At 46.1% G+C, this 25,509-nt stretch carries 23 protein-coding genes; 20 read left to right on the top strand and 3 right to left on the bottom strand.

Features of this window, described 5'->3' with window-relative positions; translation table 11 throughout:
• Positions 1-105 precede the first annotated feature (105 nt).
• The 10 genes from LI091_RS10035 to LI091_RS09990 all read left to right on the top strand — a co-directional run bounded on the left by LI091_RS10035 (position 106) and on the right by LI091_RS09990 (position 9,776).
• Positions 106-804, top strand: a complete 699-nt coding sequence (locus LI091_RS10035; protein WP_265191133.1) for a phosphatase PAP2 family protein — start codon at positions 106-108, stop codon at positions 802-804.
• The gene (locus LI091_RS10030; protein ID WP_021650798.1) at positions 804-1,826 is read left to right on the top strand and encodes a lysylphosphatidylglycerol synthase transmembrane domain-containing protein; all 1,023 of its coding nucleotides are present in this window, start codon (positions 804-806) and stop codon (positions 1,824-1,826) included. Before LI091_RS10035 ends, LI091_RS10030 begins: the two co-directional genes overlap by 1 nt.
• 110 nt (positions 1,827-1,936) lie before the next feature.
• Complete coding sequence (locus tag LI091_RS10025; protein ID WP_265191132.1) at positions 1,937-2,620, top strand: CDP-alcohol phosphatidyltransferase family protein; 684 nt, start codon at positions 1,937-1,939, stop codon at positions 2,618-2,620.
• Positions 2,617-3,483, top strand: a complete 867-nt coding sequence (locus LI091_RS10020) for a phosphatidylserine decarboxylase (RefSeq protein ID WP_265191131.1) — start codon at positions 2,617-2,619, stop codon at positions 3,481-3,483. The genes LI091_RS10025 and LI091_RS10020 overlap by 4 nt, the downstream gene beginning before the upstream one ends.
• A 224-nt stretch (positions 3,484-3,707) precedes the next feature.
• Positions 3,708-4,388, top strand: coding sequence for a response regulator transcription factor (locus LI091_RS10015; protein ID WP_015526981.1), 681 nt, complete (start codon positions 3,708-3,710; stop codon positions 4,386-4,388).
• Positions 4,385-5,902 (top strand): sensor histidine kinase, encoded by a 1,518-nt coding sequence (locus tag LI091_RS10010; RefSeq protein ID WP_022426553.1) that lies wholly within the window; start codon positions 4,385-4,387, stop codon positions 5,900-5,902. The genes LI091_RS10015 and LI091_RS10010 overlap by 4 nt, the downstream gene beginning before the upstream one ends.
• Before the next feature lie 146 nt (positions 5,903-6,048).
• On the top strand, positions 6,049-6,678 hold the full coding sequence (gene hisH, locus LI091_RS10005; RefSeq protein WP_021650803.1) for an imidazole glycerol phosphate synthase subunit HisH: 630 nt from the start codon (positions 6,049-6,051) through the stop codon (positions 6,676-6,678).
• Between the two features lie 2 nt (positions 6,679-6,680).
• Complete coding sequence (gene hisF, locus LI091_RS10000) at positions 6,681-7,439, top strand: imidazole glycerol phosphate synthase subunit HisF (RefSeq protein ID WP_021650804.1); 759 nt, start codon at positions 6,681-6,683, stop codon at positions 7,437-7,439.
• A 21-nt stretch (positions 7,440-7,460) separates the two neighbouring features.
• Positions 7,461-8,135 (top strand): uracil-DNA glycosylase, encoded by a 675-nt coding sequence (gene ung, locus LI091_RS09995; RefSeq protein WP_021650805.1) that lies wholly within the window; start codon positions 7,461-7,463, stop codon positions 8,133-8,135.
• 15 nt (positions 8,136-8,150) lie between these two features.
• Complete coding sequence (locus tag LI091_RS09990) at positions 8,151-9,776, top strand: putative polysaccharide biosynthesis protein (protein ID WP_265191130.1); 1,626 nt, start codon at positions 8,151-8,153, stop codon at positions 9,774-9,776.
• A gap of 182 nt (positions 9,777-9,958) precedes the next feature.
• Here the strand turns inward: LI091_RS09990 and pepT are convergent, their stop codons facing one another.
• Positions 9,959-11,185 carry a peptidase T gene (gene pepT, locus LI091_RS09985; RefSeq protein WP_021650807.1) on the bottom strand — a complete coding sequence of 409 codons (1,227 nt, stop codon included), beginning with the start codon at positions 11,183-11,185 and terminating at the stop codon, positions 9,959-9,961.
• 188 nt (positions 11,186-11,373) lie between these two features.
• Between pepT and uraA the strand changes: the two genes are divergently transcribed.
• The 6 genes from uraA (at position 11,374) to xerD (ending at position 17,937) form a co-directional block, all read left to right on the top strand.
• Positions 11,374-12,624, top strand: coding sequence for a uracil permease (gene uraA / locus LI091_RS09980; protein WP_021650809.1), 1,251 nt, complete (start codon positions 11,374-11,376; stop codon positions 12,622-12,624).
• A 264-nt stretch (positions 12,625-12,888) separates the two neighbouring features.
• Positions 12,889-13,941 carry a recombinase RecA gene (gene recA / locus LI091_RS09975; RefSeq protein ID WP_015526986.1) on the top strand — a complete coding sequence of 351 codons (1,053 nt, stop codon included), beginning with the start codon at positions 12,889-12,891 and terminating at the stop codon, positions 13,939-13,941.
• Between the two features lie 3 nt (positions 13,942-13,944).
• Entirely contained in the window at positions 13,945-14,433 is a 489-nt protein-coding gene (locus LI091_RS09970) for a regulatory protein RecX (protein ID WP_173722591.1), read from the top strand.
• Between the two features lie 140 nt (positions 14,434-14,573).
• Entirely contained in the window at positions 14,574-16,133 is a 1,560-nt protein-coding gene (gene rny / locus LI091_RS09965; RefSeq protein ID WP_021650814.1) for a ribonuclease Y, read from the top strand.
• Positions 16,134-16,264: 131 nt separating this feature from the next.
• A complete protein-coding gene (locus LI091_RS09960; protein ID WP_092069579.1) occupies positions 16,265-16,873 on the top strand; it encodes a stage II sporulation protein M in 609 nt (202 codons plus the stop codon).
• A gap of 179 nt (positions 16,874-17,052) precedes the next feature.
• A complete protein-coding gene (xerD, locus tag LI091_RS09955) occupies positions 17,053-17,937 on the top strand; it encodes a site-specific tyrosine recombinase XerD (RefSeq protein WP_015526990.1) in 885 nt (294 codons plus the stop codon).
• A 140-nt stretch (positions 17,938-18,077) separates the two neighbouring features.
• Here the strand turns inward: xerD and LI091_RS09950 are convergent, their stop codons facing one another.
• Positions 18,078-19,109: a 3-deoxy-7-phosphoheptulonate synthase gene (locus tag LI091_RS09950; RefSeq protein WP_015526991.1), complete on the bottom strand. Its 1,032-nt coding sequence runs from the start codon at positions 19,107-19,109 to the stop codon at positions 18,078-18,080.
• Between the two features lie 42 nt (positions 19,110-19,151).
• The gene (locus LI091_RS09945) at positions 19,152-20,486 is read right to left on the bottom strand and encodes a polysaccharide biosynthesis protein (protein ID WP_265191129.1); all 1,335 of its coding nucleotides are present in this window, start codon (positions 20,484-20,486) and stop codon (positions 19,152-19,154) included.
• A 122-nt stretch (positions 20,487-20,608) separates the two neighbouring features.
• Between LI091_RS09945 and LI091_RS09940 the strand changes: the two genes are divergently transcribed.
• The 4 genes from LI091_RS09940 (at position 20,609) to LI091_RS09925 (ending at position 25,373) form a co-directional block, all read left to right on the top strand.
• Complete coding sequence (locus LI091_RS09940; RefSeq protein WP_015526993.1) at positions 20,609-21,037, top strand: RrF2 family transcriptional regulator; 429 nt, start codon at positions 20,609-20,611, stop codon at positions 21,035-21,037.
• 25 nt (positions 21,038-21,062) lie between these two features.
• On the top strand, positions 21,063-22,250 hold the full coding sequence (nifS, locus tag LI091_RS09935) for a cysteine desulfurase NifS (RefSeq protein ID WP_015526994.1): 1,188 nt from the start codon (positions 21,063-21,065) through the stop codon (positions 22,248-22,250).
• Between the two features lie 28 nt (positions 22,251-22,278).
• On the top strand, positions 22,279-22,725 hold the full coding sequence (nifU, locus tag LI091_RS09930; protein WP_015526995.1) for a Fe-S cluster assembly scaffold protein NifU: 447 nt from the start codon (positions 22,279-22,281) through the stop codon (positions 22,723-22,725).
• Between the two features lie 89 nt (positions 22,726-22,814).
• Positions 22,815-25,373 (top strand): HAD-IC family P-type ATPase, encoded by a 2,559-nt coding sequence (locus tag LI091_RS09925; protein ID WP_265191128.1) that lies wholly within the window; start codon positions 22,815-22,817, stop codon positions 25,371-25,373.
• Positions 25,374-25,509: the final 136 nt, after the last annotated feature.

Here is a 25,509-nt window from a genome sequence, read left to right as displayed (position 1 = left end):
TAGTTGAAACCATACGCCCCGACTGTTATACTGTGACTAGCAGATGTTAGCAGGAGAAGAATATGTTTTATTCCTGATATCAATAAAATAATGAGGCGTGAATTTATGAAACGTTTTTGGAAATATGTAACAGGGATCGTACCTGCGTACGGGCTTTTTCCCCTTGTTTTTTCATTTGTATTTAACTGTCTTGTATATTCCGGTTCAAGGGCGATCGCAGGCGGTTGGTATCATCACAATATAGAAAGTAATCTTGATCTGCGGCTCCCATTTGTGCCGCAGTTTTTGATTATCTATTTTGGCTGTTATGTATTCTGGGCAGTGAATTATATCCTTGCGGCAAGGCAGGAGCGGGAACAGGTTTACCGTTTTTTTACTGCGGATATTATATCCCGTTGTGTGTGTCTGATCATATTTCTGGCATATCCCACTACCAATACAAGACCGGTGATCGAAGGAAACGGAATCTGGGATCTGCTGGCCGGCTGGCTGTATTTCATTGATGCGGCAGATAACCTGTTTCCATCTATCCATTGTCTGGTAAGCTGGTTCTGTTTTCTGGGGATCAAGGATCAGAAAAGAATTCCGACATGGTATAAGGGGGTATCGTTTACACTGGCTGTGCTGGTTTTTCTGTCTACCATTTTTACCAAGCAGCATGTACTTGTGGATGTGGCAGGTGGTGTGATCCTGGCTCAGGTATGCTTTATTCTGGGACAGAAAACAAAACTCTGGCATATTTATGAACGGTTTGGAACTAAAATTGAAAAGAAGATCAACAGCTATACAGAAGGTGTCAAGTGATGAAGAGCAGAAAAAAGATCATATTTAACGGAGTGTTCCTGGCAGTAGTTTTTGCCCTGACTATCTACGGCGTTTTTCACGGAGAAGACCTGTCTTCCATGATGGATGCCATACATAGGGCAGATAAACGGTGGCTGCTTCCGGGAGTTGCACTGGTAGCATTTTTTATCTGGGGGGAATCCATCATTATCTGGTATATGATGCGTTCCAGCGGGATCCATCTGAAAAAAAGAACCTGCTTTCTGTTTTCGTCTGTAGGATTCTTTTTCAGCTGTATCACACCATCCGCCAGCGGCGGACAGCCCATGCAGATCTACTATATGAAAAAAGAGAAGATTTCCATTCCGGTGTCAACGGTGATCCTGATGATCGTGACGATTACCTATAAGCTGGTGCTTGTGGTGATCGGTATTGGGATCGCGATTTTCGGAAGAGGATTTCTTCACAAATATCTGGAAGGAATCCTGCCGGTGTTTTATCTGGGGCTGATGCTGAATATCTTCTGTGTCACTTTTATGACCATTCTGGTATTTCATCCGCTTTTGGCAAAAGCGATCCTGATGAAGGGCATGAATCTTCTGGAACGGTTTCATCTGATGAGGAAAAAAGAGGGACGGATGAAAAAACTGGAAGCTTCCATGGATACTTACCGAAATACTGCGGCATATCTGAAGAATAATCCGCTGGTGATCGTTAAAGTAATAGAGATCACTTTTATCCAGCGTATGGCACTGTTTGCAGTAACCTGGTTCGTATATCAGGCTTTTGGACTCCATGGAACCGGTTTCTGGGATATCCTTTTTCTCCAGGCAGTGATATCGGTATCTGTGGATATGCTGCCGCTTCCGGGAGGAATGGGAATCAGTGAGACTTTGTTTCTTACCATTTTCAGTCCGGTATTCGGTGGCCTGCTGCTTCCGGGAATGGTGCTTAGCAGAGGGCTGGGATATTACGGAGAGCTGCTGATCAGTGCGGTGTTTACTGCGGTGGCTCAGCTCACTATCGGAAAAAAGGAATCCTGAATAGATTTGATCGAATGCAGATCGCGGAGATCTGCTTGACCCAGATCAGGTAAGTCTCCTGTGGGACTGTGAATATAGCCTGACATGAAAAAGAAAAAAGAGGTGTGCAAATGATAGGATTTTATGATTACACGGTAATAATGACTTACATAAGCGTAGTTTCTTCCATGATCGGAATCTTCTGCGCTGTGACGTACCATATTTCAGCAGCGGTGTGCTGTCTTGCATTTTCCGGACTGTGCGATATGTTTGACGGAAAGATCGCAAGAACTAAGAAGAACAGAACGGAGGAAGAGAAATGCTTCGGGATCCAGATCGATTCCCTTGCAGATATCGTCTGTTTCGGGATCCTTCCCATTGTGCTAGGATTTAAGCTTGGAATGTGTCATATTTACGGAATAGCTATTCTTTTATTTTACGGTCTGGCAGGCCTGATCCGTCTGGCATACTTCAATGTTATGGAGGAAAAACGTCAGAATGAAACCTCCGAAAACCGAAAATATTATCAGGGACTTCCCATCACATCCATGTCTGTGGTCCTGCCGCTTCTATTTGTGGTATCCCTGCTTTTTCCGGAGTATAAATGGTTTGTGGTGCTCCTTCATATCGCAATGCTGACGGTAGGACTTCTGTTTATCCTGGATTTTAAATTCCGTAAGCCCACCAACAGGGAGCTGGTGATCATTGTTGCGGTAGTTGCTGTGGCAGTTCTTCTTGTACTTTTCTACAACGAAGGATGGTGGAAGTTCAATTATCTCTATAAGCTTTCCATGGAGAGAGGGGGTAATCTATGATCCGGACAGCGGACAGAATGGGGCATATTACAGAGGAGGATTCCTTTCAGAACAACCTTCTGGAAAAAATCTACGGTTCTGTAGCCGGACGCATGCTGATCCGGCCGCTGGTCACTCCTGTTGTTTCCATTGCCATGGGATGGATTCTGGATTCCAGGCTTTCGGCAGCAGCGGTGAAACCCTTTATACGGTTCAATCATCTGGATATGAGTGATTATGAAAAGCGTAAATATACTTCCTACAATGATTTTTTCAAGCGGAAGATCCGGGAGGGTGCCCGCCATATTGATATGGAACCGGGACATTTTATCAGTCCCTGTGACTGCAGGGTGAGTGTGTATCCGGTAGATGAAAAAGCCCGTCTTCATATCAAACAGACCGAATATACCATAGATGAGCTTCTCAGGAATCCTTCTCTTGGAAAAAGATATCAGGGTGGCTATGTGTGGGTGCTTCGTCTCTGTGTTCAGGATTATCACAGATATATTTATCCGGACAATGCGGCGGAGTCCGGACGCATCAGGATCCCGGGGATCCTGCATACAGTCAACCCCGTGGCCAACGATGCCTATCCGATCTACAAGGAAAACAGCAGAGAGTATTCTCTTTTGAAAACAGAGAATTTCCGTACCGTGCTGATGATGGAGGTAGGTGCTCTTCTTGTCGGAAGGATCGAAAACCGGCCAGGGAAAGCATTTGTGAAACGGGGAGACGAAAAAGGAAATTTTGCTTTCGGAGGCTCCACCATTGTGCTGATCACCGAAAAAAATGCGGTAAAGCCAGATGAAGATATTTTAAACAATTCCTGTGAAGGAATTGAAACAAGAGTATTCATGGGAGAAAAGATCGGAGAATCCTTTTAGAGGGTTCTCCTTTTTTGCGGATAAAATTAAAAAAATGAAATTACGTTCACACACACAACACAAACCTGTGATATATTATGAGCAGTAGCAAAGCGGAATGGAAATATCCGCTTTAGAATGAAACGGAAGTAAAAGCTCAGCTTTTTGTAAAGAGGGATGATACAGAGCATTTCGGGCTGTCAGCAGCTGTCCGGAACAGCGACTGAGAAACGGAGGAAGATAGAATGGATGCATTAAAAATTCTTGTAGTAGATGACGAGAGCAGAATGAGAAAACTGGTAAAGGATTTTCTCACCAAAAAGAATTTCCAGGTACTGGAAGCCGGTGACGGTGAGGAGGCCATGGATATTTTTTATAAAGAAAAGGACATTGCGCTTCTGATCCTGGATGTGATGATGCCGAAGATGGATGGCTGGGAAGTATGTCGTGAGATCCGCAAAAATTCCAAGGTTCCCATCATTATGCTGACAGCAAGAGGAGATGAGCGTGATGAGCTTCTGGGATTTGAACTCGGGGTGGACGAATATATCTCCAAACCCTTCAGCCCCAAGATCCTTGTAGCACGTGTAGAAGCCATTCTTCGAAGAACGGGACAGAGCAACCCAGATGAGATACTTTCAGCAGGTGGGATTGTCATTGACAAGGCAGCGCATCAGGCAACGGTAGATGATAAACCGATGGATCTGAGCTTCAAGGAATTTGAGCTTCTGACTTATTTCCTGGAGAATGAGGGAATCGCTCTTTCCAGAGAAAAGATCCTGAATTCTGTGTGGAATTATGATTATTTCGGAGATGCCAGAACCATTGATACTCATGTCAAAAAACTGAGAAGTAAAATGGGCGATAAGGGCGAGTATATCAAGACAGTCTGGGGGATGGGCTATAAGTTTGAGGTAGGAGAATGAAAAAACCGAAGGAAAAAATAAAAAAGATCCACAGTCTCCGCCATCAGATCACAGCATACTTTATCGGTCTGCTGTTTTTATCCATTCTGACTATTACCGTGATCAACGGAGCCTTTCTTGAAAAATATTATGTGACAAAAAAGATCGATGTACTTCTGAATCTCCGAACAACTCTGGAAAATACAGATATTGACAAGATGATGAACAGCAATAGCTCGAAAGGTATGGAGAGTATTCCCGATGAGATCCAGAGAGCCTGCTCCAGAAACAATCTTTCCTGGGTTATCATTGACAGCAGCAATACCAGCTGGCTTTCCTGGGGCGAAAATGAAAAAATGCTTCAGAGCAAGCTGTTCGGATATGTCTATGATCTGGATGAGGACGGAGATAAGAGCCGGACCTTGAAGCAGGGTGACAATTATACCATCCAGCAGTCGCATGACCGGTTTGCGGGAATGGATTATGTGGAATGCTGGGGACAGCTGGATGAGGAACATTATTTTATCATAAGGACACCCCTTGAGAGCATCCGGGAGAGCGCTGATATTTCCAATAAGTTTTACTTTGCGGTAGGTCTGATGATCATAATCTTAAGTGGTCTGGTCATTATGGTCGTGACCAGGAGGATCACCCGTCCCATCAGTGAGCTTACGGAACTTTCCAGAAAAATGTCAGATCTGGATTTTGAGGCAAAATACGAGAGCAAGGTCGGCAATGAGATCGATGTTCTGGGAGATAATTTCAACCGGATGTCCTCACAGCTGGAGACTACCATCAGTGAACTGAAATCTGCAAATAATGAACTGCAGCGCGACATTGAGGACAAGATCAAGATCGACAAGATGCGAAAGGAATTTCTGGATAACGTATCCCATGAACTGAAAACTCCCATAGCCCTGATCCAGGGCTATGCAGAAGGATTAAAAGAAAATATTTCTGATGATCCTGAGAGCAGAGAGTTCTATTGCGATGTCATTATGGATGAAGCCTCCAAGATGAATAAACTGGTAAAAAATCTTCTCACACTGAATCAGCTGGAATCCGGCAAAGATGCAGTTGTAATGGAGCGGTTTGATATCGTATCCCTGATCCGCGGCGTGCTTCAGACCATGAATATCATGATCGGGCAGAAGAATGCAAAAGTGATCTTTGAGGCGGAGAAGCCGGTTTATGTATGGGCCGATGAGTTTAAGATCGAAGAGGTTGTGACAAACTATGTAAGCAATGCCCTGAACCATCTGGAGGGAGAGAAAGAAATCGAGATCAAGCTGCAGGATGAGGGTAACCGTGTGAAGATCAGTGTGTTTAACACAGGGACTCCGATCCCTGAGGCAGATGTACCGAATCTCTGGAATAAATTTTATAAAGTTGATAAAGCGAGAACCAGGGAATACGGCGGAAGCGGTATCGGTTTATCCATTGTAAAGGCCATTATGGAAAGCATGAACCAGGAATATGGCGTGCAGAACTTTGATAATGGCGTGGAATTCTGGTTTACACTGGACCGGAAATAATAAAACTTTACCGTGATAATGTGAAAAAATGGGCGGCAGCAGAGAAAAGTCTTTGCAACCGCCTGTTTTTGCGTTATACTAAAGCAATGTAAATCGAAGGTGAGAGAGGAATATCGAGATACAAAAGAGCAGGAGGAAGCATTATTATGATAGGAATCATTGACTATGATGCAGGAAACATCAAAAGTGTGGAAAAAGCACTTCAGTATCTGGGACAGGAGACTGTCGTCTCAAGAGATCCCCAGGTGCTTCTGAAAGCAGATAAAGTAATCCTTCCGGGGGTTGGAAGCTTTGGTGATGCTATGGAAAATCTCAAAAAATACGGACTTGTTCCGGTAATACATGAGATCGTGGAAAAGGGAACGCCCTTTCTTGGGATATGCCTGGGACTGCAGCTGCTTTTTGAGAGCAGTGATGAGACACCGGGAGTGGAAGGTCTTGGAATCCTGAAGGGGAAAATCCTGCGCATCCCGCCAAGTCCGGGATTGAAGATCCCGCATATGGGCTGGAATTCCCTGCATATTCAGAACAGCGGAAGATTATTTAAAGGTATTCCGGAAAACACATACGTTTACTTTGTACATTCCTATTATCTTCAGGCAGAGGAGGAAGAGATCGTGAAAGCGACCACTCAGTACAGCACATGCATCCATGCGTCTGTGGAGAAGGGAAATGTATTTGCGTGTCAGTTCCATCCGGAAAAAAGCAGCCGGTGGGGCTTGAAGATCCTTGAGAATTTTGCGGCTCTTGAGTCAGGCACCGGAAAGGAGGCATAATCATGTTTACAAAAAGAATCATTCCATGTCTGGATGTAAATAAAGGACGTGTAGTAAAAGGCGTGAATTTTGTTGATCTTAAGGATGCCGGAGATCCGGTGGAAATTGCCAAAGCTTACGATGCAGCCGGTGCGGACGAGCTTGTTTTTCTTGATATCACTGCCTCCTGCGAGGAGCGTGATACCGTGGTGGATATGGTAAGAGCTGTTGCAGCCAACGTATTTATCCCGTTTACCGTAGGCGGAGGAATCCGTACCGTAGATGATTTCCGGAAGCTTCTCCGTGAAGGTGCAGATAAGATTTCTGTAAATTCCGCAGCTATCGACCGTCCGGAGCTGATCCATGAGGCTGCACAGAAATTCGGAAGCCAGTGTGTAGTAGTTGCCATTGATGCCAAGAGAAGACAGGAGGGCGGCTGGAATATCTACAAACATGGCGGAAGACTGGATACCGGTATTGATGCTCTTGAATGGGCAAAGAAGGTGGAAGAACTTGGCGCAGGTGAGATCCTTCTTACCAGCATGGACTGTGACGGAACCAAGGCCGGGTATGATATTGAACTTACAAGAGCCGTTGCAAATGCGGTTTCCATCCCGGTGATCGCCTCCGGTGGTGCCGGAACCCTGGAGCATTTTTATGATGCACTGACAGAAGGCGGAGCAGATGCGGCACTGGCAGCATCTCTGTTCCACTACAAAGAGCTGGAGATCCGGGAAGTGAAGGATTACCTTGCGGAAAAAGGAATTTCCGTGAGAAGATAAGTTGGATGAGAGGTGAGAGATATGGCTCCTATAGCAGGAGACTGGCAGGAGGCACTGAAAGGTGAGTTTCATCAGCCCTACTATGCCAAACTTTATAAAACCGTGATGACAGAATACAGAACAAGAAAGATTTTTCCGCCGCCGGAAGATATGTTCAATGCGTTTCATTTTACGCCTCTGCATCAGGTAAAGGTTGTGATCCTGGGACAGGACCCCTATCACAATGACGGACAGGCTCATGGGCTTTGCTTTTCCGTAAAAAAAGGTGTGGAAACACCGCCATCTCTGGTGAATATTTATAAGGAACTTGAGGATGATATGGGATGTTATATCCCAAACAACGGTAATCTGGAAAAATGGGCAAAGCAGGGCGTGCTTCTTTTGAACACAGTGCTGACTGTACGTGCACATCAGGCCAATTCCCACAGAGGGATCGGCTGGGAACAGTTTACTGATGCGGCCATCCGGATCCTGGACCAGGAGGATCGCCCGATCGTGTTTCTTCTCTGGGGGCGGCCTGCTCAGATGAAGGCATCCATGCTTCATAATCCGAAGCATCTGATCCTGGAAGCACCACATCCAAGTCCCCTTTCTGCCTACCGGGGATTTTTCGGATGCAAGCATTTCAGCAAGGCTAATGAATTTTTGAAAGCCAATGGGGTAGAACCTGTTGACTGGCAGATTGAGAATATTTAAGTTAGGGAAAGTAAAATGGGTAAAAAAAATGATAACACACTTGTGAAAAACGCCTCTTTTCTTATGGTTGCGGCGCTGATCTCCAAGATCATCGGAATGCTGTACAAGAGCCCGCTTTCAACCACACTGGGAAGCCAGAGTTTTGCACTTTTCCAGTTTGCACAGAATGTATATTTCATTCTGCTGATGATCGCGTCTTTCAGTATTCCACAGGCGGTATCCAAGATCATGGCGGAAAAGATCGCTTTTCACAGATATAAAGATGCACAGAAAGTATTTTACGGTGCACTGATCTATGCGGCAGTTGCCGGCGGTATCGTGGCGCTGATCTGTGTATTTGGTGCAGGAATCCTGGTTCCGGACAGTATGGCTAACGCCCGTCTGGCACTGCAGATGCTTGCACCCACAATTTTCATGTCCGGTCTCTGTGGTGTATTCCGTGGATATTTCCAGGCATACCGCAATATGATGCCTACATCGATCTCGCAGATCATTGAGCAGATCTTTGTGGCAACCTTTGCGCTTCTGATGTCACATGTATTTATCCAGCATTTTTTCGCAACAGGAGATATGGATCTGGTCCATCGCTGGGGTGCGGCAGGTGCTACCATGGGTACCGGAGCAGGTGTGGCTTCCGCGCTGATCTTTATGCTGATCGTTTATGGGGTAAACCGTAAGATCATCCGGAAAAGGATCGTCAATGACCGCCATTCTGTAAATGAGAGTATGGGTCATGTAATGAGTAATATCGTGCTCATCATCATGCCGATCATTCTCAGTGCTTTTATTTATAATGTAAACGGATATATCAACAGCTATATGTATTCCGGTATCATGGATATCAAGGGTGCTGCCAAGGACGTGATCCAGACCTTGTATTCCGAGTACGGATATTATATGACGCTGATCAATATCCCGCTTACCCTGGCAAGTACAGCACCGACATCTATGATCCCTGAGGTTTCCGCGCATTATGCAATGCACGATATTGAAGGTGCAAATATGAAGACAGACCGTGCCACATGGATCAGTATGCTGATATCCATTCCGGCGGCAGTAGGTCTTGCAGTTCTTTCCGGACCGATCACGAGACTGATCTTCCCGGGAACCAATGGCGTAGGCGGACAGCTTCTGATCCTGGGAGGAATCACCATTATCCTGAATGGCAACTCCAATATCACCAACGGTGTACTTCAGGGAATCGGCAAGCCGAAGCTCCCGATGATCCATGCAGCCATTGCACTGGTGGCAGATGTGATAGCCATGGCCCTGCTTCTGGTATTTACCAATCTTGGCGTTTATACCATTGTCATCGCCCAGATCGTTTATGCAGTTGTGATGTGTCTTCTCAATGACCGTTCCATCAAGAAATATATGGGCTATAAGAATCCATGGAGAAGTGCTTATTTAAGCCCGTTCCTTGCATCTATCCCGATGGGGGTTGTTGCGGGAGTGGTGTATTACGGTCTGTATGCACTGATCCATTCCAATGTGATCTGCCTAGGTATTTCCGTGATCCTGGCAGCAGGTGTATACTTTATTGTATATCTGTTTGTAAGCAAGCCCGGTGAAGAAGAGCTGGGTATGATGCCTGGTGGAAGATATATGAAGAAGCTGGCGAGAATGATGAAGATCATCTGATCTGTAAGTCCGATCAGTAAACGGCAATACAGTTATTCGGTGCAGAACTCAAAGTGAACACAGCTAGCACAGGAAAAAATACTCACAGATTTGTTCCGGCAGATTTCCAGCCGGAGGATCTGTGAGTATTTTTTATTGTATCAGGTCTCTGGAAATGCAGGCTTTTGAAGAATGGATTCCTTTTAGACTTTTTTCTGTGAAAACAGTCTTATGATCTCCAGAGTAACGTTCACAGCGGCATCCATTCCTTCTGCTGTAATATGCTCATAAGGCCCGTGATAGGCATGTCCGCCGGTTCCGAGATTCGGGCAGGGCAGTCCCATAAAGCTTAACTGTGCACCGTCTGTGCCGCCGCGGATAGGCAGGATCAGCGGTGTGACACCGCAGCTGTGGCAGGCTTCCTCTGCCAGAGATATCAGCCATGGGCAGGTATCGATGATCTCTTTCATATTGCGGTACTGCTGGGTGATGGTAAGAGTTACGGTACCTTCCCCCCATTTTTCATTGAGGATCTCTGTGATATGGGTGAGCGTTTTCTGACGGATCTCAAAAGAAGCGGCATCGTGATCCCGGACAATATACTGAAGCTCAGCCTGGGAAACATCTCCTTTCATGGAACACAGATGGAAAAATCCTTCGTAGTCTTCTGTATTCCTGGGAGTGTCCGCTGCCGGAAGCATGGAGTTAAATTCCATGGCAATGAGGGCTGCGTTGATCATAGTATTTTTGGAAGAACCGGGATGTACATTAACACCCTGGAAGGTTACTTTTGCACTGCAGGCGTTAAAGTTTTCGTACTGGATCTCGCCTTCCGTATCACCGTCCAGGGTATATGCATAATCCGCACCGAATTTTTTTACATCAAAGTGGGCCGGTCCCATGCCGATCTCTTCATCCGGAGTAAAAGCAACGCAGAGAGGTCCGTGAGGTATTTTTTCCGTAAGGATATGCTCCAGCGCAGTGAGGATCTCTGCAATGCCGGCCTTGTCGTCTGCGCCCAGGATCGTGGTTCCGTCTGAGGTGATCAGGGTACGTCCGGCAAGTGAAGCAAGATGGGGGAACATTTCCGGGGAAAGAGTTCTGCCGCTTGTGCCGAGAGGGAGCTCTTTTCCATCGTAATCTTCTGTGATCATCGGTGTGACTGCATGGTCGCAGAAATCGGAAACCGTATCCATATGAGCGATAAAGCCCAGTGCTTTGCAGTGCTCCAGACCTTCTGTAGCAGGAAGATGTGCATAAACGTAACAGTGTTCATCCAGAGACACATCAGAGATCCCAAGGCCTTTCAGTTCCTCCACAAGAAGCCGGGCCAGGTCAAACTGGCACTGGGAAGAGGGGGAAGAAGAGCTTTCTTCATTGCTGGGTGTGGATATTTTTACATAGGATAGAAGTCGTTGGTATGCTTTCATAGAAGAATATTCCTTTCTGAAAAATTCCTTCCGGAACAGACGGCAGCTGTATTTATGGAATCCGCCTGTTTTTCCGGAGATAATAACAGTATACCACACATTATCCGTATATTTTCAGAAAAAATTTCCCACGATATGAAAACCTGTGCTATAATCTGTGGGATAATAAAAAACAGGAGGATTTGAGAGTGGAAAAAAGAATCATACAGGTCGAAGAAAAAGTACCTGCAAAGATGCTGATACCGTTAAGTATCCAGCACATGTTCGCCATGTTCGGAGCATCCGTACTGGTGCCATTCCTTTTTGGTATCAGTCCGGCTATTGTGCTTCTGATGAATGGTGTGGGAACACTCCTTTTTATTTTCATCACAAAAGGAAAGGCACCGGCTTATTTGGGCTCCAGTTTTGCCTTCCTTTCACCGGCTCTTCTGGTGATCAGCAAGTATGGATATGAGTATGCCCTTGGTGGTTTCGTTGTTCTGGGTATTGCTGGTATGTGCGTGGCATTGATCGTCCGCCAGTGCGGAACAGACTGGATCGATATCGTGCTTCCCACAGCGGCAATGGGACCGGTAGTGGCACTGATCGGTCTGGAACTTGCGGGAAATGCAGCAAGTACGGCAGGACTTCTGGACGAGAAGGTAGATCCGAAGAATGTGATCGTATTTCTGGTCACACTTGGAGTTGCGGTATTCGGGCAGATCCTGTTCCGGGGCTTCCTTTCTGTTATTCCGATCCTGATCGCGATCATTGCGGGATATGTGGCAGCAGGTGCATGCGGGCTTCTGGATTTTACACAGGTAAGGGAAGCGGCATTTTTGGCTCTTCCCAACTTTACATCTCCGAAATTTAATTTTGAGGCCATTATGACGATCTTTCCGGCATTGCTTCTGGTAACCTCCGAGCATATCGGCCATCAGATCGTAACCGGAAAGATCGTTGGAAGAAATCTTCTGAAAGATCCGGGTCTCCACAGATCCCTGTTTGCAGATTTCTTCTCTACCACAGTTTCCGGATGCCTTGGTTCTGTACCGACAACTACTTACGGTGAGAACATCGGTGTCATGGCAGTGACAAAGGTTTACAGTGTACAGGTGATCGGTGGTGCGGCAGTGCTTTCTATCTGCTGTTCCTTCCTCGGTAAACTGGCAGCCCTGATCAGTACCATTCCCGGTCCGGTGATCGGTGGGATTTCCTTCCTTCTTTACGGAATGATCGGAACCTCCGGCCTTCGTATGCTGGTTGACAATCACGTGGATTACAGCAAGTCCAGAAATCTGACGCTGACAAGCGTTGTCTTTGTTGTAGGTCTTTCCGGAATTGCCCTGAAGCTTGGAAATGTTGAACTTACCGGTATGGTGCTGGCATGTGTGGTTGCCATGGCATTAAGCCTTGTATTCTATATTCTGGACAAACTGAAGCTGACCAACGATCAGTGACAGGAAATATATTGCATAAAAAGCAGATGAAGAGGGAAATCTTTTTATCTGCTTTTTGGCATTCAGAGAGGAAAAAGAAATCATGTATGGGAAGCCTTTTGTCGGATTTTCAGAGATCCTGTCAACAAAAAAACAGAGGGATTTTCAAGTATCTTATTGACAATCATTCCGTTTTATAATACTATGTAATACAGAAAACACGAACAAAGGTTCGGATTAAAGGAAACCTGATTAGAAAGAGAATAAAGAATAGGAGATTACATAATGATCAGTGAAGAGAAGCAGAAGGCGCTGGAAGCGGCTCTTGGAAATATTGAGAAACAGTTCGGTAAAGGCTCTGTCATGAAGCTTGGAGATTCCAGTTCCCATATGCAGGTGGAGGCAGTTCCCACAGGATGCTTAAGCCTGGATATCGCCCTTGGTGTAGGTGGTGTTCCCAAGGGACGTATCGTGGAGATCTACGGACCGGAGTCCAGTGGTAAGACAACGGTAGCCTTACATATGGTCGCTGAAGTGCAGAAGAGAGGCGGAATCGCAGGATTTATCGATGCGGAGCATGCTCTTGATCCTGTTTATGCCAAGAGTATAGGTGTTGATATCGACAACCTTTATATTTCACAGCCGGATAACGGAGAGCAGGCGCTGGAGATCACAGAGACTATGGTACGTTCCGGTGCTGTGGATATCGTGATCGTGGACTCTGTTGCAGCCCTAGTCCCCAAGGCTGAGATCGAAGGAGATATGGGAGACAGCCATGTAGGTCTGCAGGCCCGTCTGATGTCACAGGCACTCCGTAAACTGACAGCTGTTATCAGCAAGTCCAACTGCGTGGTGATCTTTATCAACCAGCTTCGTGAAAAGGTTGGAGTGATGTTTGGCAATCCGGAAACTACAACCGGTGGACGTGCGCTGAAATTCTATGCATCTGTCCGTATGGATGTACGCCGTGTGGAAACATTGAAGCAGGGTGGTGAGATGGTCGGAAACCACACCCGTGTGAAAGTAGTTAAGAACAAGGTCGCTCCGCCATTTAAGCAGGCAGAGTTTGATATCATGTTCGGAACCGGTATTTCCAGAGAGGGAGATATCCTGGATCTGGCTGCAGAATGCTCCATCGTAAACAAGAGCGGAGCCTGGTATGCATATGAGGGGGATAAGATCGGACAGGGACGTGAGAATGCCAAATTATTCCTGAGAGAGCATCCGGAGATCCGCGATGAGATCGAGAAGAAGGTTCGTGTACATTATCATCTGGATCCGGCAGATGAGACAGCAGAAGCAGCAGTACAGGCAGAAGATACAGAGAAGGAAGAGTAATCCATGCTGGATCTGGAAGAACGAAACCGTGCAAGAAAGAAAGCCATGCGGCTTCTGGAACATATGGACCGCACAGAGAAAGGCCTGACGGATAAACTCCGTCAGGCTGAATTTTCACCGGAGGCAGTAGAAGATGCCATTGCTTATGTGAAGTCCTATGGGTATATCAACGATGCCCGTTATGCCAGAACCTATATCTCCTTCCGCATGGAAACCAGGAGCCGTCAGAAGATCCTCTCGGAACTTCAGTTAAAGGGTGTGGACCGTCAGATTGCCCTGGATGCCTGGAATGAGATGGAAGAGCTTATGGAACCGGACGAGCGGGAGGTATTACGCAGGACGATCGAAAAGAAATATGCGCCGGACACAGAGCTTGATGAAGGACAGATGCGAAGGTTGTATGGATATCTGGCCAGACGAGCGTTCCGGTATGAGGATATTTCCCATACCCTGGAAGAAATGAACATCCGGGTGAACCGTGATATGGAATGACTCTGCGGAGAAAAAGAGCCAGTTTATATATGCTAACCAAAATCTGCTTTTTCATGAGAAAAACTTGACATAAATGTGAAAAACAGCTAAACTTGTATTGTTGTATTTGTACAATGAAAACTAAATAAGGAGGTGCTCCTGTGGCAGGCACAATTATCGGTGTTATTGTCGCTGTGGTAGTCACGCTACTTATTGCAGTTCCTGTTACTTGCAAGGTTGCTGTTGACAAGAAAGTACGCAAGGATGCGGAAATCATAGGTACAGCAGAGGATAAGGCAAGGAATATTCTTGATGAAGCATTGAAAGCAGCAGAGACCAAGAAACGTGAAACTTTACTTGAAGTAAAGGAAGAATCTCTGCGAACTAAAAATGAACTGGAAAGGGAAACCAAGGAACGGAGAAACGAGCTGCAGAGATACGAGAAGCGAGTTTTGTCAAAAGAGGAATCTGTTGACAAAAAAGCCAATGCAGTGGAGAAGCGTGAGCTGGAATGTACAGCGAAATTTAACGAGTTACAAGAAAAAGAAAAACGAGTAAATGAACTTGAGGAAAAAGGAGTACAGGAACTGGAACGAGTTTCAGGTCTTACCTCCGAACAGGCAAAAGAAGAATTACTGAAATCTGTAGAAGATGACGTAAAGGTGGATGTTGCAAGACTCTATAAAGAGCTTGAGAACAGAGCAAAGGAAGATGCCAATAAGAAAGCCAGGGAATATGTAGTCAATGCCATTCAGAAATGTGCAGTGGATCATGTTTCCGAGACAACGATTTCTGTGGTACAGCTTCCAAGTGATGAAATGAAGGGAAGGATCATCGGTCGTGAAGGCCGTAACATCCGTACACTTGAGACACTTACCGGTGTGGATCTGATCATTGATGATACACCGGAGGCAGTGGTACTCTCCGCATTTGATCCGATCAGGAGAGAGATCGCCAGAGTGGCTCTTGAGAAACTGATCGTGGATGGACGTATCCATCCGGCAAGAATTGAAGAGATGGTAGAGAAAGCCCAGAAAGAAGTGGAAGCACAGATCCGGGAAGACGGTGAGAATGCTGCCATGGATGTAGGGGTACATGGAATCCATCCGGAACTTCTGAAGCTTCTTGGACGTATGAAATTCCGTTCAAGCTATGGACAGAATGCTCTGAGACATTCAATTGAGGTTGCACAGCTTTCCGGACTTCTTGCAGGAGAAGTTGGTGTGGATGTGCGTATGGCCAAGCGTGCCGGACTTCTTCATGACATTGGTAAATCCATTGACCATGAGGTAGAAGGTTCTCATATTCAGATCGGTGTAGATCTCTGCAAGAAATACAAGGAGTCCCCGATCGTTATCAACACGGTTGCGTCTCATCATGGTGATGTGGAGCCGGAATCTCTGATCGCGTGTATTGTACAGGCTGCTGATGCAATTTCCGCAGCAAGACCTGGAGCAAGACGTGAGACCCTGGAAACCTATACCAATCGTCTGAAACAGCTTGAGGATATCACCAATGAATTCAAGGGTGTAGAGAAATCTTTTGCTATTCAGGCAGGAAGAGAAATTCGTGTTATGGTCGTGCCGGATCATGTAAGTGATGCAGATATGGTTCTCCTTGCAAGAGATATTGCAAAGCAGATCGAGGCAGAGCTTGAGTATCCTGGACAGATCAAAGTTAATGTGATCCGTGAAAGCAGAGCGGTTGACTACGCAAAATAAGCTTTCAATGGAAGAAAGTTCTGGAAATATCAAAGGCCGGACAGCTTTTTAGCTGGCTGGCCTTTTTTTGTCATGTGGAAAAACGGTCATATTACCGGAAAAACAGGCGTAAACTGGTACAGGGTGAGTAAATGGAGAGTAAGACAGAGAACCGGAAGTGGAAAAATGCCGGACGTTTTCCGGCGGAGCTTCTTTTTATGACCGGATTTTTTGCGGGAAATGTGTTGCCAAATCTGATCTGGAAAATGGAGTGGAAACAGAAAACCCTGGCTTCTTTTTATCTGATCCGCAGCTTTGCAGGAAAAGATATTTCCGGCGGAGCTTATTTCCTGGAAGTGCTGCGACGAAGAGGAGGTTTTTTTCTTCTGTTGTTTTTATGCGGATTTACAATATTCGGAGTGCCTTTGACGGTCGCATATATGCTGTTTTTGGGAATGGAGACAGGAATGATCCTGGCATTATCGGTTCTGGAATTTGGTATTTATGGCGGTGTGGCCGGCGCCGGACTTCTGATGCCGCAGTATCTGGTCTATATTCCGGCGTATTTTTATCTTGCAGGTATCGTATACAGACAATCGTATGGGATCTGGAAAAATTATGGACTTGTGCCGCAGAAAACAGGGGCTTATTTTCGGCAGGGAATCACAGTTTTTCTGCTGTATACAGGAGGAATCCTCGCAGAAAGTTTTCTGAATCCCTGGATCGTAGAAAAAGTTATAAAGGGCCTGAAATTTTTTTGAGGAAAATTTCCACAATATCTAGTAATGGTTTCCATAAAATCTGCGATATTTGGTGGTTTGCGCCGGAAAGTGTTGAAATTGTGCGGTTTTACGATGAAAAACTGTTTGATTTTATGTAAAATTCACAGTATAATTCAGTCATAAACGAGTATGATTTTAGAGAAACGGGATGCAGAGAAATGGACATAGAGATACGGGAATTTATTACATATTTACATAATAGAAAAAGGACGTCACATAATACAGAAGTATCTTACCAGAGAGACCTGAAGAAGATGGCAGTGTATTTTGCAGATCGTGGGATCTATGATATCCGAGATGTAGGAGAACTGGAGCTGGAAGGCTATCTCAGCTATATGGAGAGAGGACAGTTCGCTTCCTCAACGATCTCCAGAAATGTAGCATCTATCCGTGCCTTGTTTCAGTATCTTTATCAGGAGAACAGGATCGAGAGGGATCCGTCTCTGGAACTGAAGCCGCCCAAGGTTGAGAAGCGGATGCCGGAGATCCTTACTGTGGATGAGGTAGACCGCCTTTTGAAACAGCCGGATCTGAATACACCGAAGGGAATCCGGGATAGTGCCATGCTGGAGCTTTTGTATGCTACAGGAATGCGCGTCAGTGAACTTTTGCGGCTGAACCTGGAGGATCTCAATCTGCGGCTTGGTTATGTAGTCTGTCACGATGAGGATAAGGAACGGGTGATCCCGATAGGAAATGTATGCAAAACAGCCATGGAGAAATATCTGAAGGAAGCCCGTGGAAAATTTGTGAAAGAAAATGAGACGGAGAGTCTTTTTACCAACTGTTCAGGAAAATCCATGAGCAGACAGGGATTCTGGAAGGTTCTCAAGGGATATGCAGAGGAAGCCGGGATCCAGCATGATATCACGCCGCATACACTGAGACATTCTTTTGCCGCACATATGCTGCAGAATGGAGCGGACGTGAAGAGTGTGCAGGAAATGCTTGGACATTCGGATATTTCCACCACACAGGTCTATCTGAATTTTGGCGTTGCGAAAATGCGAGACGTATATATGAAAGCACATCCGAGGCATTGATCTGTAAGAAATAATATAAAAAACGCGTTCAAAAAAGAACCGGCAGCTTCCAAAATGGAAGAATGCCGGTTCTTTTTTTTGAACATAAAGTGTAAAAGGATCACAAATATCCGTTTCCTGAACTGCAGATCAGACAGATCTTAGCAATTTTCAGCAATCGTGTAAAGCAGCTTCTCAGACTCATCCCAACCAAGGCAGGCATCTGTGATGGATTTTCCGTAGATGTGATCTCCACCGATCTTCTGGTTGCCTGGCTCGATATAGCTCTCGATCATGAGACCCTTTACCATGGAGTGAAGCTCAGGATCTACCTGACGGCTGTGAAGAACCTCACTTGCGATACGAACCTGCTGCTCGTAATGCTTGTTGGAGTTGGAGTGGTTGGTATCCACGATCACTGCCGGGTTGGCAAGGTTCTTTGCATGGTATTTGTCATAGAGAAGACGAAGATCCTCGTAATGGTAGTTTGGGATTGCTTCCCCATGCTTGTTTACCGCACCGCGAAGGATTGCGTGAGAGAGTGGGTTGCCGGTGGTCTCAACCTCCCAGCTTCTGTAAATAAAACGATGAGCGCCCTGTGCTGCAACAATGGAGTTCAGCATAACGCTGTAGTCACCACTGGTAGGGTTCTTCATACCAGCCGGAACATCCATGCCGCTGACAGTCAGTCTGTGCTGCTGATCTTCAACAGAACGTGCGCCTACAGCAACGTAGGAAAGCAGATCAGAGAGATAACGGTAGTTCTCCGGGTAAAGCATCTCATCTGCACAGGTGAAGCCACTTTCGCGGATAGCACGCATGTGCATCTTGCGGATCGCGATCAGTCCGGCAAGAAGGTTCGGTTTTTTCTCAGGATCCGGCTGATGGACCATTCCCTTGTATCCTTCACCGGTCGTACGTGGTTTGTTTGTGTAAACACGCGGGATGATCAGGACTTTATCCTCGATCTTTTCCTGAACTTTGCGAAGTCTTAAAAGATAATCGCATACGGCATCTTCGTTATCTGCAGAACATGGTCCGATGATAGCGAGGAATTTATCGGATTTTCCGGTGAAAACGTCGCGAATCTCAGCATCGCGTTTCTCCTTGAGCGCCTGAAGTTCAGCATCGAGCGGATACTGATTGCGGATTTCCTCAGGAGTTGGCAGTTTTTTTATGAATTCAAAACTCATAGTACTTTATTCCTCCATAACTATAGACATTTCGATTATTTATTATAAACGATTATTGGCCGATTGTCGATAGGGAAATTTTAGCGCTTTCACGTGTAGAAGAGTAAGCAGCAGCTCACCCAGAAAAATTCCGTAAAAATAGCCTCGGATCCCTGTTGCCGGAATTATAAAAACAACGGAGAAAATACGGATGAGAATGCCGGCAATACTGTGGATCAGACAGAGCCCCGGTTTTCCAAGTCCCTGCAGGATGCTGGTGAGCATGGTGTTTGTATAAAGAAAAGGACAGATAAAAGACAGATACCGTATGTAGGTTCCGGCAGTCTGGCTGTGAAAAAGCAATGTTCCGAGGAATGGGCCAAAAAGAAAGAATCCGCTTCCGCATAGAAATCCCAGGAACATGCACAGAAAAAAGGTCTGATCTGTGACACGGCGGATCTGCTTCTGCTCTCCCAGTGCATCAAGCTGTGCGATGGAAGGCATCAGCATCACAGCGGCGGAAGAGGTAAGTGTGGAAGGAAACAGGAGCAGGGGCAGTGCCATTCCTGTAAAGATCCCATAGATCTTCAGTGAGTCTGAGGCTGTCATGCCGGAACGCAGAAGCATCTGTGGGATCAGGACCGCTTCTATGCTGCCGAGAAGTGTCAGAAGGATCCTGTTCAGGGAAATGGGAAAAGACAGTGTGAAAAGGTCCTTTATCAGCGGAAAGATCCTGACGGGAGTCTTTTCGTGTACAGGGTGATTTCCGAAATGAAAGGAAACTACCAGCAGCGACACCAGCGAAGCGGCAGTCTCTCCGGCAAGGGAACCTCCCGCTGCGATCAATGCAGTGATCGGACGTCCTTCGGAAAGAAAGATCAGATACAGGATATAGGTAGTACCGATCCGTGCAGACTGCTCCGAAAGCTGCACGACTGCCGGAACAGAGGCTTTTTTCCGGGCATAATAATAGCTGTCAATGCAGGAATGAATGGCACAGAGAGGAATACTGACAGCTGTTATGCGAAGAAGACCGGCAGTCTGCGGTGTTTTCAGAATTGCGGAAGCAAAAAAATATGCGTGCTGAAAAAGCAGAAAACCGGCTGCAGCAGAAAAAAAGACAGCCATAAGTGTTCCTGTGACCAGCGAAAAACGTGCCTCCTTTTTCTCTTGAAGGGCAAGTCTGGACGCGATCAGGCGTGAAAGGGCAGACTGGATCCCTGTATAGGATAAAGCGGCCATAAGTCCCTGGAGAGGAAGAACCAGCTGATACAAACCAAGACCTTCCGCACCAATGGCATGGGAGAGGAATATTCTATAAAAGAAACCTGCGATACGGCTGATAAGGCCTGTGCAGGCAAGAATCAGGGTCCCTTTGAGAAATATTTTTTTTGACATGGATAACCTTGAGTCTTTTTTGTCAGTATATGAAGAAGTTAGTCTTGACAGAACCATATGTTTCTGATAGAGTAAACATGAAATCCGAGGAAAACACTGGGAATTGAAAAAGAGGTGAGCGGATGAAACTGTCAACAAGAGCAAAATACGGACTTAAGGCTTTGATAGACCTTGGTCTTTACAGTGAAAAAGAAGCGGTCTCGCTTCAGAGTATTGCGGGCCGTCAGAATATATCAGTCAGCTATCTGGAGCAGCTGATGGCACTTTTGAAGAAAGCGGGCCTTGTGAAGAGTGTCCGCGGCGCAGCCGGAGGATACTTTCTTGGAAGACCGGCAGAAGAGATTTCAGTGGGAGATATCCTTCGTGTCCTGGAGGGTGGCCTGGAGGCTGCAACATGTCCGGGAACAGAAGGTGACGGTGGCTGCCAGGGTTCTGATCTCTGCGTGGCTAAATTAGTGTGGAAGAGGATCAACGACAGCATCACAGATGCAGTGGATACCCTGATGCTCAGTGAGCTGATCGAAGAAAGCCGGAGAATACACGAAAAATAATTATCCTGAACAGGAGGAAAAGAAAATGGGAAAAATGATATATCTGGACAATGCGGCTACCACAAAGACCGCACCGGAAGTTGTGGAGGCTATGCTGCCGTATTTTACAGAGTTTTATGGAAATGCTTCAACCGTTTATGATTTTGCGGCAAACAGCAAGGCTGCCATCGCAAAGGCAAGACAGCAGATCGCAGATGTGATCGGAGCCAAAAAAGAGGAGATCTATTTTACTGCAGGTGGTTCCGAGTCTGATAACTGGGCTCTGAAAGCGACCTTTGAGGCATATAAAAATAAAGGAAACCATATCATCACAACAAAGATCGAGCATCATGCCATCCTTCATACCTGCGAGTACCTTGAAAAAGAGCGTGGTGCCAAGGTCACATACCTGGATGTAGATGAGAATGGTTTCATTGACCTGGATGAGCTTCAGAAAGCCATCACACCGGAGACCATCCTGATCTCTGTTATGGCTGCAAACAATGAGATTGGTACTCTTGAGCCGCTGAAAGAGATCGGACAGATCGCACATGAGCATGGAATCCTGTTCCATACAGATGCTGTTCAGGCATTCGGCCAGATCCCGATCAATGTAGATGAGTTCAATATCGATATGCTCAGCTCCAGCGGACATAAGATCAACGGACCGAAGGGAATCGGCTTCCTCTATATCCGTAAGGGTGTTAAGATCCGCTCCTTCGTACATGGCGGAGCACAGGAGAGAAAACGTCGTGCAGGTACAGAGAACGTTCCTGGTATCGTAGGATACGGTCTTGCAGCAGAGCGTGCAAACAAGTCCATGAAAGAGCGTACTGCAAAAGAAATCGAGATCAGAGATCATATGATCAACAGGATCCTCACAGAGATCCCGTACGTACGTCTCAATGGAGATAAAGTAAAACGTCTTCCGAACAACGTAAATGTAAGCATCCAGTTCATCGAGGGAGAGTCACTTCTTCTGATGCTTGATAATTTCGGAATCTGTGCATCCAGCGGTTCCGCATGTACATCCGGTTCTCTGGATCCGTCACACGTTCTGTTAGCTATCGGTCTTCCTCATGAGATCGCACACGGATCTCTCCGTATGACCTTAAGCGAGGAGACGACAATGGAGGATGTTGATTTTGTAGTAGATAAGCTGAAAGATATTACTGCAAACTTAAGAAGCATGTCTCCATTATATGAAGATTTTATTAAAAAGCAGAAAAAATAATAAAAATACTTGCCAGGAGGAAAAAATAATGTATAGTGAAAAAGTAATGGATCATTTTCAGCATCCACGTAATGTCGGTGAGATCGAGAACGCAAGTGGCGTGGGTACTGTAGGAAATGCAAAATGCGGTGATATTATGAGAATATTCCTTGATATCGATGACGAAACTCATATTATCAAAGACTGCAAATTTAAAACATTTGGATGCGGTGCAGCAGTTGCAACAAGCAGCATGGCAACAGAACTTGTAATGGGCAAGACCATTGAGGAAGCTATGGAAGTAACCAACAAGGCCGTTATGGAGGCTCTGGACGGACTTCCGCCGGTAAAGATCCACTGTTCCCTGCTTGCTGAGGAAGCAATTCATGCAGCTCTCTGGGATTATGCAGAGAAACATCACATTAAGATCGAGGGTCTTTCCAAACCGAAGTCTGATATCCACGAGGGTGAAGAGGATACAGAAGAGGAGTATTGATTCCTTTTATTTACGATCATAACCGGGGCATGAGCAAGCTTCAGTCGAACAGAACCGTAAGCCATTGAAAGGACAGGTAAGTAAGAAGCATGACAGGACTTACGAACGAAGAAGTTCAGGAAAGAATTGCGCAGGGCCAGGTAAATAATAACGAAAACCCCAACACCAGGACATATAAGCAGATCATTCTGGAGAATACGTTGACATTCTTCAATTTTCTGAACCTGGTGCTGCTGGTTCTCGTACTGCTGGTTGGTTCCTACAAAAACTCCATGTTTGTAGGAATCATTTTTATTAATACCGTGATCGGGATCATTCAGGAGGTCCGTGCCAAGAAGACGATTGACAAGCTGGCCATCCTGACAGAATCCAAGACGGTTGTTCTGCGTGAAGGAAAAAAATGGAAAATTTCTACAGAGAAGCTGGTTGTCGATGATCTGATATTCCTGAAGGCCGGAGAACAGGTTCCGGCAGATGCGAAGATCCTGGAGGGAAGTCTTGAGGTCAATGAATCTCTGCTTACCGGTGAGGCAGACAATCTTCCGAAGAATCCGGGAGATGAGCTTTTTTCCGGAAGCTTTGTGACGGCGGGACAGGCCTGTTGCCAGATCATCCATGTGGGAAGTGACAACTATGCGTCAAGGATCACCAGCGAGGCCAAGGAATTCAAACGCCATAATTCAGAGCTTAGAAATTCCCTGAATGCCATTCTGAAGGTGATCAGTATCATTATCGTACCAATGGGTGCGATGCTTTTTTATAAACAGTATTATTTTGTGGGAGACAATATCCGGGATTCTGTTGTCAATATGGTTGCAGCGGTCCTGGGAATGATCCCGGAGGGGCTGGTCCTTCTTACCAGTGTGGCACTGACTCTGGGTGCGCTGAAGCTTGCCCAGAAGAAGACGCTGGTGCAGGAGTTGTACTGTATAGAAACTCTTGCACGCGTGGATACGCTCTGCCTGGATAAGACAGGAACTATCACAGAGGGTACCATGTGTGTGGAGGCGGTGGAGAGCTATCCGCCGGTGTATGATGAGATTTCAGAGAAAATATCCGGGAAAGAGCCTGAATCCGGCGAAGGTGACAGCAATGGAACTGAGAGTTCTGCGACTTCTGCAGTTTCAGCAACAGATGCGATCGCAAAGGAGGATGGAAGTGCGAATCTCGTATTACAGGAAAAGTCAGAAGCTGACCCGGAGAAACATAGTCAGGAAGATCCGGAGAAGATCCGGGAGATCGAGCATATCATGGGAAATCTGCTTTCTGTGCTGAAGGATCAGAATGCCACTGCCGATGCACTCAGGGCAAGATTTAAAGTATCTCAGGATATGGAGCTGGATCATGTGATCCCGTTTTCTTCTGACAGGAAGTACAGCGGAGCTGCATTTACAGATACAGGTACTTATCTGATGGGTGCAGCGCAGTTTCTTTTTCCGGAAGGGAACCCGGAGCTGATGGAGTATTGTGGCAGATTTGCAGAGGAAGGTCTTCGTGTGTTGGTTCTTGCCCATAGTGTAAATGTGAGTGAGGGAGCGGAGCTTCCGGAGGGACTGGAACCTGTCGGACTTTTGCTTATTACCGATGTGATCCGTGCAGAGGCACCGGATACGCTGGCATATTTCGAAAGTCAGGGTGTTGATCTGAAAGTGATCTCCGGTGATGATCCGGTGACGGTTTCTGCAATTGCCAGACGTGCAGGCCTTAAAAATGCAGAGCATTATATCGATGCGACAACGATCACAACCCAGGAACAGATGGACGAGGCAGTTGCAGAATATAGTGTGTTCGGGCGTGTAACACCTCAGCAGAAGCAGGCAATGGTGAAATCTTTGCAGGCTCAGAAGCATACGGTTGCCATGACCGGTGATGGTGTCAATGATGTTCTGGCGCTTAAAGAGGCGGACTGCAGTATTGCCATGGCTGAGGGCAGTGATGCTGCCAAGAATATTGCCAATGTGGTATTGCTGGATTCTAATTTTGCAGCAATGCCGGAAATTGTGAATCAGGGACGCCGGGTTGTAAATAATATCCGCACTGCGGCATCTATGTTTCTGATCAAAACGATTTTTTCCGTGCTGCTGTCACTGATCACGATCTTCTTCGGGGATTCCTATCCCTTTGAGCCGATCCAGATGTCTCTGATCAGTGCCTGCGCTGTTGGTATTCCTACATTCCTTCTGGCACAGGAGAATAATTATGAGAAGATCGACCATACATTTTTGCGTCATGTATTTATGAATGCATTTCCGGCTGCTGTGACCATCACGGGCTGTGTGTTCAGTGTGATGCTGGTATGCCAGAATGTATACCATTCCAATGCTATGCTGAATACAGCCTGTGTGCTTGTAACAGGATGGAATTATATGGCGGCACTTAAGACAGTTTATGCACCTCTGAATAAGTATCGAAAGGTGATCATTTACAGTATGCAGGTGATCTTTTTCGGTGCGGCGGTGGTTTTGCAGAATCTTCTGACACTGGGATCGCTGGAATTCGGAATGATCATTCTGGTGTTCCTTCTGATGACATTTTCTCCGATCCTGATCGATGTGATCACGGCCTGGCTCAGAAATATTTACAGCCGTTCGCTGGATAGTGGGGAACAGGGGAAATTTGCTGCATTTATTGATAAGCTGAGAAAATAATAATATGAGAAATAAAAAAGGACACTGCCCGTTGAAAATGGCAGTGTCCTTTTTTGCAAATAAACTGTGAAGCAGTTATCCAGTTATCCGGTGCAGAGCTGTGTAGAGAATGCAGATTGTGGATATCCGCCTGACA

The sequence above is a fragment of the Blautia sp. MSK20_18 genome (assembly GCF_020553125.1).
GTDB classification, from domain to species: Bacteria; Bacillota; Clostridia; order Lachnospirales; family Lachnospiraceae; genus Blautia_A; species Blautia_A fusiformis.
This window is presented reverse-complemented; position numbering and strand designations above follow the sequence as displayed.